6 protein-coding genes are annotated in these 7,060 nt (G+C 57.7%); 4 read left to right on the top strand and 2 right to left on the bottom strand.

Going from position 1 to position 7,060, the window contains the following annotated elements; genetic code table 11:
- Positions 1 to 8: 8 nt before the first annotated feature.
- Positions 9 to 101, top strand: a complete 93-nt coding sequence (locus tag CLV74_RS23475; RefSeq protein ID WP_425430984.1) for an integrase core domain-containing protein — start codon at positions 9 to 11, stop codon at positions 99 to 101.
- 136 nt (positions 102 to 237) lie between these two features.
- Positions 238 to 834, top strand: coding sequence for an SAM-dependent methyltransferase (locus CLV74_RS15485; RefSeq protein ID WP_106266519.1), 597 nt, complete (start codon positions 238 to 240; stop codon positions 832 to 834).
- A gap of 7 nt (positions 835 to 841) precedes the next feature.
- Here CLV74_RS15485 and CLV74_RS15480 read toward each other — a convergent pair whose 3' ends face one another.
- Positions 842 to 1,804, bottom strand: coding sequence for a DUF808 domain-containing protein (locus tag CLV74_RS15480; RefSeq protein WP_106266517.1), 963 nt, complete (start codon positions 1,802 to 1,804; stop codon positions 842 to 844).
- Between the two features lie 178 nt (positions 1,805 to 1,982).
- Positions 1,983 to 4,076, bottom strand: coding sequence for a sensor histidine kinase (locus CLV74_RS15475; RefSeq protein ID WP_245888567.1), 2,094 nt, complete (start codon positions 4,074 to 4,076; stop codon positions 1,983 to 1,985).
- Positions 4,077 to 4,387: 311 nt separating this feature from the next.
- Here CLV74_RS15475 and CLV74_RS15470 point away from each other — a divergent pair, with 311 nt between their 5' ends.
- Both CLV74_RS15470 and CLV74_RS15465 read left to right on the top strand, forming a co-directional pair.
- Positions 4,388 to 5,812: a TrkH family potassium uptake protein gene (locus tag CLV74_RS15470; protein WP_106266515.1), complete on the top strand. Its 1,425-nt coding sequence runs from the start codon at positions 4,388 to 4,390 to the stop codon at positions 5,810 to 5,812.
- Positions 5,813 to 6,019: 207 nt separating this feature from the next.
- The gene (locus CLV74_RS15465; RefSeq protein ID WP_106266513.1) at positions 6,020 to 7,033 is read left to right on the top strand and encodes a TRAP transporter substrate-binding protein; all 1,014 of its coding nucleotides are present in this window, start codon (positions 6,020 to 6,022) and stop codon (positions 7,031 to 7,033) included.
- Positions 7,034 to 7,060 lie beyond the last annotated feature (27 nt).

The raw sequence follows: 7,060 nt of genomic DNA, 5'->3' as shown, positions 1-7,060 counted from the left end.
CACGCGTCATCGGCGACTGGATCAGTTTTTACAATAACCGTCGTCCTCATCAGGCCCTTGCCATGCGCACGCCTGCCGAGGCATTCAGACTAACGCCCTAAACTGAGCAGAAAACGCTGGGTCATTACACTTTGGGACAATCGGCTGCGCAATCTTGTCAATAGTGGCAAGCAAGACGTGCGTGGACGCACTCGCATGGCTATTTTCCTAGCTTGAACCATGCACGGGAGCGCAGCCATGTGGGAAGATCGTTTCGCGACGCCGGACTATGTGTTCGGGACTGAACCAAGCCAGTTTTTGAAGGCCAATGCACATCTTCTAAAACCGGGTCAGACCGCTCTGGCCATCGCCGATGGAGAGGGGCGCAATTCGGTCTATATGGCCGGTCTCGGGATGCAAGTGACCGCAGTGGACAGTGCCGCGAGTGGCGTTGCCAAGGCGCGCAAGCTGGCGTCTGAAAAAGGCGTCTCGATTGATTTCCGGCTGGCAGACCTGCGCACATGGGATTGGAACAAGGCGCAATACGATGTGATTGCGGCCATCTTTTTCCAGTTCGCTGAACCGGCCTTTCGCGCTCAGATATTCGATGGGATCGAGGATGCGCTGAAACCCGGCGGGCTGCTTTTGCTACATGGCTATGAGGTGCGGCAGTTGGGTTATGGCACCGGCGGCCCGAAAGAGGCTGATCAGCTTTACACCACCCAGATGCTACAGGATCGTTTCGGCCATTGGGACGTGTTGTCCTTGCGCGATTATGACGCCGAGCTGCAAGAGGGGCAGGGGCACAGCGGCCCCTCGGCCTTGGTTGATCTGGTCGCGCGGCGTCCTGCTTGAACCCCTCTTAGTGAGCGCTTTTCGCGCCAAATAGGCCGGTTGCGACGCTGACAATCGGGATCAGGACAAGACCCAGCGCAAGGCCCAGAATGCCGTCCAGCAACGCCGTGACGGCCCATGTCACCGCGCCTTGGAACTGGCCAACGGCAAGCGCGGCCGCCTCTGCTGCGTGGTGGATAAAGTCATAGGGGACATGGACGCCTATCTCGTGCAGGCCGTGGACGATGATTGATCCACCGACCCAGACCATTGCGGCGGTGCCAATGACGATCAGCGCATCCATCACGAAAGGCACCGCATGAACGATCCCGAGGCCAAGCTTGCGCGTGGCGGCCAAGCGGCCCTCTTGGGCAAGGTGGACGCCAAAATCATCGGCCCGCACGATCAACGCAACGGCACCATAGACTGCAACGGTGATCAGGATGCCTGCGACAGCAAGAACGGCCGCTTTCATCCAGATGCTGTCGCCTTCTGGGACGCTGGACAACACGATCGTCATGATTTCGGCCGAGAGGATAAAGTCGGTTTTGATCGCGCCCTTGACCTTTTGCTCTTCCAGAAGAGAGCCGGATTTGTGGCTTTTTTCTTCAACCAGTTCTGCCTGATCGTGGTGTGCGGGGCTGACCGCATGCCAGATCTTTTCCGCGCCTTCATAGGCCAGATAGCAGCCGCCAAGCATCAGTAGCGGGGCGATGGCCCAAGGGGCAAAGGTGGACAGAAGCAAGGCCACGGGTAGCAGCAGTACGATTTTGTTAAAGAACGATCCTTTGGCGATCTTCCACACGATGGGCAATTCGCGGTGGGGTTCGAATCCGTGGACATATTTGGGCGAGACAGCCGCATCGTCGATCACGGCGCCAGCGGTCTTGCTAGAGGCTTTGACCGCCTGACCAACCACATCGTCCACCGAGGCTGCGGCCACCTTTGCGATTGCAGCCACATCATCCAGCAGCGCGATTAGTCCACTCATAGTCCGAAATACCCTTAGAAATCTGTCCGTCCGACATCGGTCCTACTGCCCCAAGTCATTGGGCGGCAGGATGGTTCCCTATCCATCTACCATGAGAGTGCGGCAAAGGTCGCCGCAGGCGCGCTGCTTTCGCGGGGACTGTGACTTCGGTGCACCGAGGCGGGGCACCGAAGTCACATCATTCGTTCGCCGAGCGCGGGAAGGTTACCGTAAAGGTCGATCCCTCGCCAACGGTGCTTTCGATCTTCAGGCTAGCGCGGGCAATCTGGATCAGTCGATTGGTGATCGACATGCCCACCCCAGCGCCAACGATGGTACCGCCCCCCTTGCCAAGCCGGTCGAAGGGTTCAGTCAGGCGGCTCAGGTCGGCGGCGGGGATGCCTTCGCCGGTGTCGCTGATTGCAACCTCCAAGGCGCCGTCCCGTTCGTTTAGGGCGATGCGGATATTGCCGTTTTCTTTGTTGTACTTCACAGCGTTGGCGATGATGTGTGACAGAACGCGGGTCACGATGCCGGGGTCGGCTTCGATCCGAGTGTCCACGCCGGCGGTGGGAACGATCTCCATGATAATCCCGTGGTCTTCTGCCAAGGGTTGCAGCGGGATATAGGCGTTGCGGATCAGCGGCATCACGTCGATGGCACGGGCGCTGGCCTGAACCTCGCCCCGTTCCAGACGGCTGATGTCCATTACTGCCTCAATCAACAGCAGTAGCTCGGTGCCCGAGCGGATGATCTGCTGGACCTCTTTGATCCGCTCACTGTCCAGCGGCTTGCCTGCGGACAGCTCTAGCAGTTGCGCGTGGCCCATGATTGCGTTCAAAGGCGTGCGCAATTCATGGCTCATGGTGGACAGGAACGCCGCCTTGGTTTTCGCTGCTGACTGCAGCTTGGTGCTCATGGTCACCAGATGTTTGTTCAGGCTTTTGAGCTCTTCGATGGTCTGCGGGCGGATGCGGGTAAGAGAGCCCCCCGAAGAGATCAGCGTCATGTCAGCCTCTAAGGCGGTCAGAGGTTCGGCGACCGTGGCGCTCAGGGATGAGGCCCGCTTCCACAGCACAGCGAAGAAGATCAGATAGAACAGCAAGAGGGCGGCAAGCATCCATTTGCTGATGTCGGTCAGCATATCGCGCAGGGATGTGGCGGTGGTCAGCAGGGCGCTTTCGTGAACGACGCTGATCAGCTTCCAGTCAGTCCCTTCGATTGTCGCCCATGAGGCATAGGACGGTTCGGCCAGATCCAGTTTGACCAGTCCCGAGGGGGCATCGACCATGGCAAGGGCCAGATCGGTCATGTCATTGCGGCGAAAGATGTTGAACTCGGATGGTTTGAGCACGTTGTTCAGAACCGCCTCGTCGTATTTGTGGTCGGTCAGTTCGGTCAGGCCCAGATCATCTTCGCCCGCAGGGGGTAGGGCCAGAATGGTGCCGGTCCTGCCCACCAGCATCGCATAACCGCCGCCGGTCAGTTCCACGTTCAGAACCTGATCGATCACGGTGTCGATGGTGATGTCGATGCCCACGACGGCCTCAAGCTGGTCCTGATCCATGACCGGCGCAATCGCCGAGATCATCCAGCCAGAGCCCGCCGGATCCACATAGGCATCGGTCCAGACAACCTTGCCTTCAGGGTTATGCTGGGGGTCCGCCTCATAGTAGAAGTTGTACGAAGGGATATCCATCTTGGGCGGATAGACATCCAGCACGTCGAAATAGGGGTAAATCCGGTTCAGACTGTCCTTGGTGTTCAGATAGACCTGAGTGATCAGCGGGTCACTTTGCTGGATCGATTTCATCAGCGGGTCCAGCGCGGCGGTGCGCCAAGCCTTTTCACGCTCGGTCCCCGTGACGGGAATGATGCCGCTGTAATAGACCGCAGAACCGCCATTGTCCTTGCGTGTGTAATAGACGCCATCGGGGCTGTAGGCGTAGGTTCCGATCTCTTCCGGTGTCAGGCTGCTGGGGCTTGCCAGCGCGGTGCCGGTGGCATCTGCATAGACCTTGGTCAGGGCCTCGATCGTGCCCAGTTGTTCAGAGATCGACTTGGCTTCGCGCACGGCTGCGTCTTCCAGAATGCTCTGGGACAGATCGATGACGGCCGCAGTGCTGCGGTCGTGAACAAACTGAGCGGTGCCCCAGTAAATCCCCAGAAACGACAGTTCGATCATAAGCAGCGGAGCAAGAGCCGCGCTCAGGTACGAGACCCAAAGCCAGCGACGAAGAGGCATGCTTTTGGGCTTGGGCGCGGTGCTGGCGGCAGCAATTGAAGAGTTCATGAGCCAGTCCAATCAAAATACAATCGTACAGATATGAGAATTCGCAAGGCTGGTGAAACTATCTATAGAATAAGCAAATCTGACTAAAAGTCAGGGTTGACGGGCGTGGTTAACGCGGTGGCTTGCTACTGTTCTACGGGGTGATAAAATCGGATTGTGCAGATTCTGCGCGCGCATCAGGTGGGGCGTGAGGCCCGCCAGTTAAGGAAAGCCGTTGTTTTTCTTGGGTAAAATATCCCCTGACAGGTGCTGTAAACTCTGTCGTCTTGCACCCAAACGATCAATGATCCTCGGCCTTTGAAAGCAGCCTCATGACGTTTGTTGTGTTTTTCAATGGTCTTGTGCTTGGCGGCTTTGCTCTGCTGATGCTTTTTGACGCGCTTCTCTTTCCAGAAACCCGCGACATTTTCGCGTTTTGCGGGGTGCTTGTCGGTGTGGCGAGCGCTTTTTTGTGTATCGCGAGCTATTCCAGCAAGCCCCCGACCTTTCATCGGCTACACGGTTTTGTGCTGACCGCATCGGTCTGGCTGATTGCTGCCCTTGCGGGGGCGATCCCGTTGACCACCTTCGGGCTGAGCTTCGTAGATGCGGTATTCGAGGCGATGTCCGGCATCACCACGACCGGCTCGACCGTGATGACGGGGCTGGATGGGACACCGAAGGGTGTGATCTTCTGGCGGGCCTTGCTGCAAGGGCTCGGGGGGATCGGCTTTATCGTCACCGGTATCGCCCTGTTGCCGATGCTGCGGGTGGGCGGCATGCAGCTGTTCCGCACTGAAAGTTCGGACAAGGGGGATAAAGAGGTCAACAGTGCCACGCGGTTTGGCATTCTGACCATGCGGGTTTATGGCGGATTGATCCTGATTTGTGCGGCGCTGTACTGGCTTGGCGGGATGAGCATCTTTGATGCGATCACCCACGCCATGACGACCCTCTCGACAGGCGGGTATTCGGGGTATGATGCCTCTTTCGGGCATTTCTCAAGTCCGTTCCTACAGTGGACCGCGACGCTGTTCATGCTGTTTGGGGGGCTGCCATTTGCGTGGTATATCCGCTGTCTGCAGCGGGGCGCTTTCCGCAGCGAACAAGTCGAGTCTATGCTGATCACTCTGGGAATTGTGATTGCTGTTCTGACGTTTTGGCTATTTGCGACCACCAAAATCAGCTTTGCTGACGCATTGCGTATGGTGTCCTTCAACGTGGTTTCGGTGGTCACGACCACAGGCTACGCGATCAACGATTACCAGCTTTGGGGCCCCTTCGCGGCGGGCGTGTTCTTTTTCTTAACTGGGGTCGGGGGCTGTACCGGCTCGACCGCAGGCGGGGCTAAGGCCATGCGCTGGCTGATCATGGGCCGCGCCATTCTGGTCGAAATGAGCCGCCTGAGATCACCCAATAGGGTGATGACCCTGAAATACGAAGGTCGGCGGATTGATGATGACGTGATCAACGGGGTGATGTCATTTCTGGCGCTGTATCTGTTCACCTTTATGATGCTGACCATCTTGCTGGACATGCTTGGGCTGGACTTGGTGACGGCCTCTAGCGGGGCACTGACGGCTCTTGCGAACGTAGGGCCGGGGATCGGTCCGATCATCGGACCCGCCGGAAACTTTGCCCCGCTAAGTGATCCCGTAAAGGTTGTTTTGACAGTCGGCATGTATCTGGGCCGATTGGAGATGATGACGGTCTTCGTTCTTTTCCTACCGCTGTTCTGGCGTGAAATGACGGCTTAACGGCACTGCGGCTTTGGATCAGCCGTAAGTGTCGCAAGGCGCCAATCCCTGAAAATATACAACTTATCAAAAGCTTGAACGCCATGCTTGGCGCGCACAGATGATCTGTGCAGGGAATTTTGTGTTTGATTGCTGGATTGTCTGGCAATCCGGCAAAATTCCGCTACGCTGGCCTCAGTGAAAGTGATTCAATCGGGAGGAGTATGAATGTCTTTCAAGTATGTCGCGGCCGCCTCGGCCATCGCACTGGCCGCTGGTGCCGTTTCAGCTGAAACCACGAACCTGCGGATTCAAACCCATCAGTCGCCAGAGTCCGTATCGGGCAAGCTGGTGCAGGACTTTGTCGATCAGGTTCACGCCATGTCGAACAACGAATTGCAGATCGAGATGTATTTTAGCTCGGCAGTCGTTGCGTCGGCGGAGACCTTCAGCGCCGCGGCGGATGGTATCCTTGATTGCGACATGACCAACGGTAACTACCAGACCGGCAAGAACGCGGCGTTCCAGTTCGTGGCCGACACGATGGGCGGCTATAACACGCCGCTGGAATGGGTGGCGTGGATCAAATACGGCGACGGCGCCGAGCTGATCAACCAGCTCTACGAGGCCAACGGCATGCATTTTGTCGGGACATATCTGGGCGGTCAGGAAAGCCTGAACTCGACCCGTCCGCTGGCGGGCATTGCTGATCTTGAAGGCTTCAAGTTCCGTTCGCCCCCCGGCATGGAGTCCGAGATTTTCGCAGCCCTCGGCGCGACGCCGATCGTCATGGACTTTACCGAGATTTTTACCTCGCTTGAGACCGGTATTATCGACGGGGCAGATGCCTCGACTCTGGCGAATAACGTGGGTCTGGGGATCTATGACATTGCCAAGCACACCACATACCCCGGTTTCCATTCGATGGCGGCAGACCATCTGGCCTGTAACACTGACGTCTGGAATGGCCTGAGTGAACAGCATCAGGCAATCCTGACCACGGCGATGGACAGTCTGGCCCTGAAGCTGATGACCATGACGCTGGTCAACAACGGCGAGGCACTGGCCAAGCTGCCAGAGCAGGGCGTCACCATCTACGACTGGTCGGCCGAAGATCGCGCCACCTTCCGTAAGGCGGCCATTGGCCGTTGGGACGAATGGGCCGCCCGCACCCCCGAAGCTGCCACCCTTGTGGACAGCCATAAAGCGTTCCTCCAGCGGATTGGTCTTAGCGTCAACTAAGCTCTGATCTGCTGTGTCCGAAGGCGC

Origin of the sequence: Donghicola tyrosinivorans, assembly GCF_003003355.1 — a bacterium.
GTDB classification, from domain to species: Bacteria; Pseudomonadota; Alphaproteobacteria; order Rhodobacterales; family Rhodobacteraceae; genus Donghicola; species Donghicola tyrosinivorans.
Note: the sequence above shows the minus strand (reverse complement) of the source record. Positions and strands in the feature narration are given on the sequence as shown.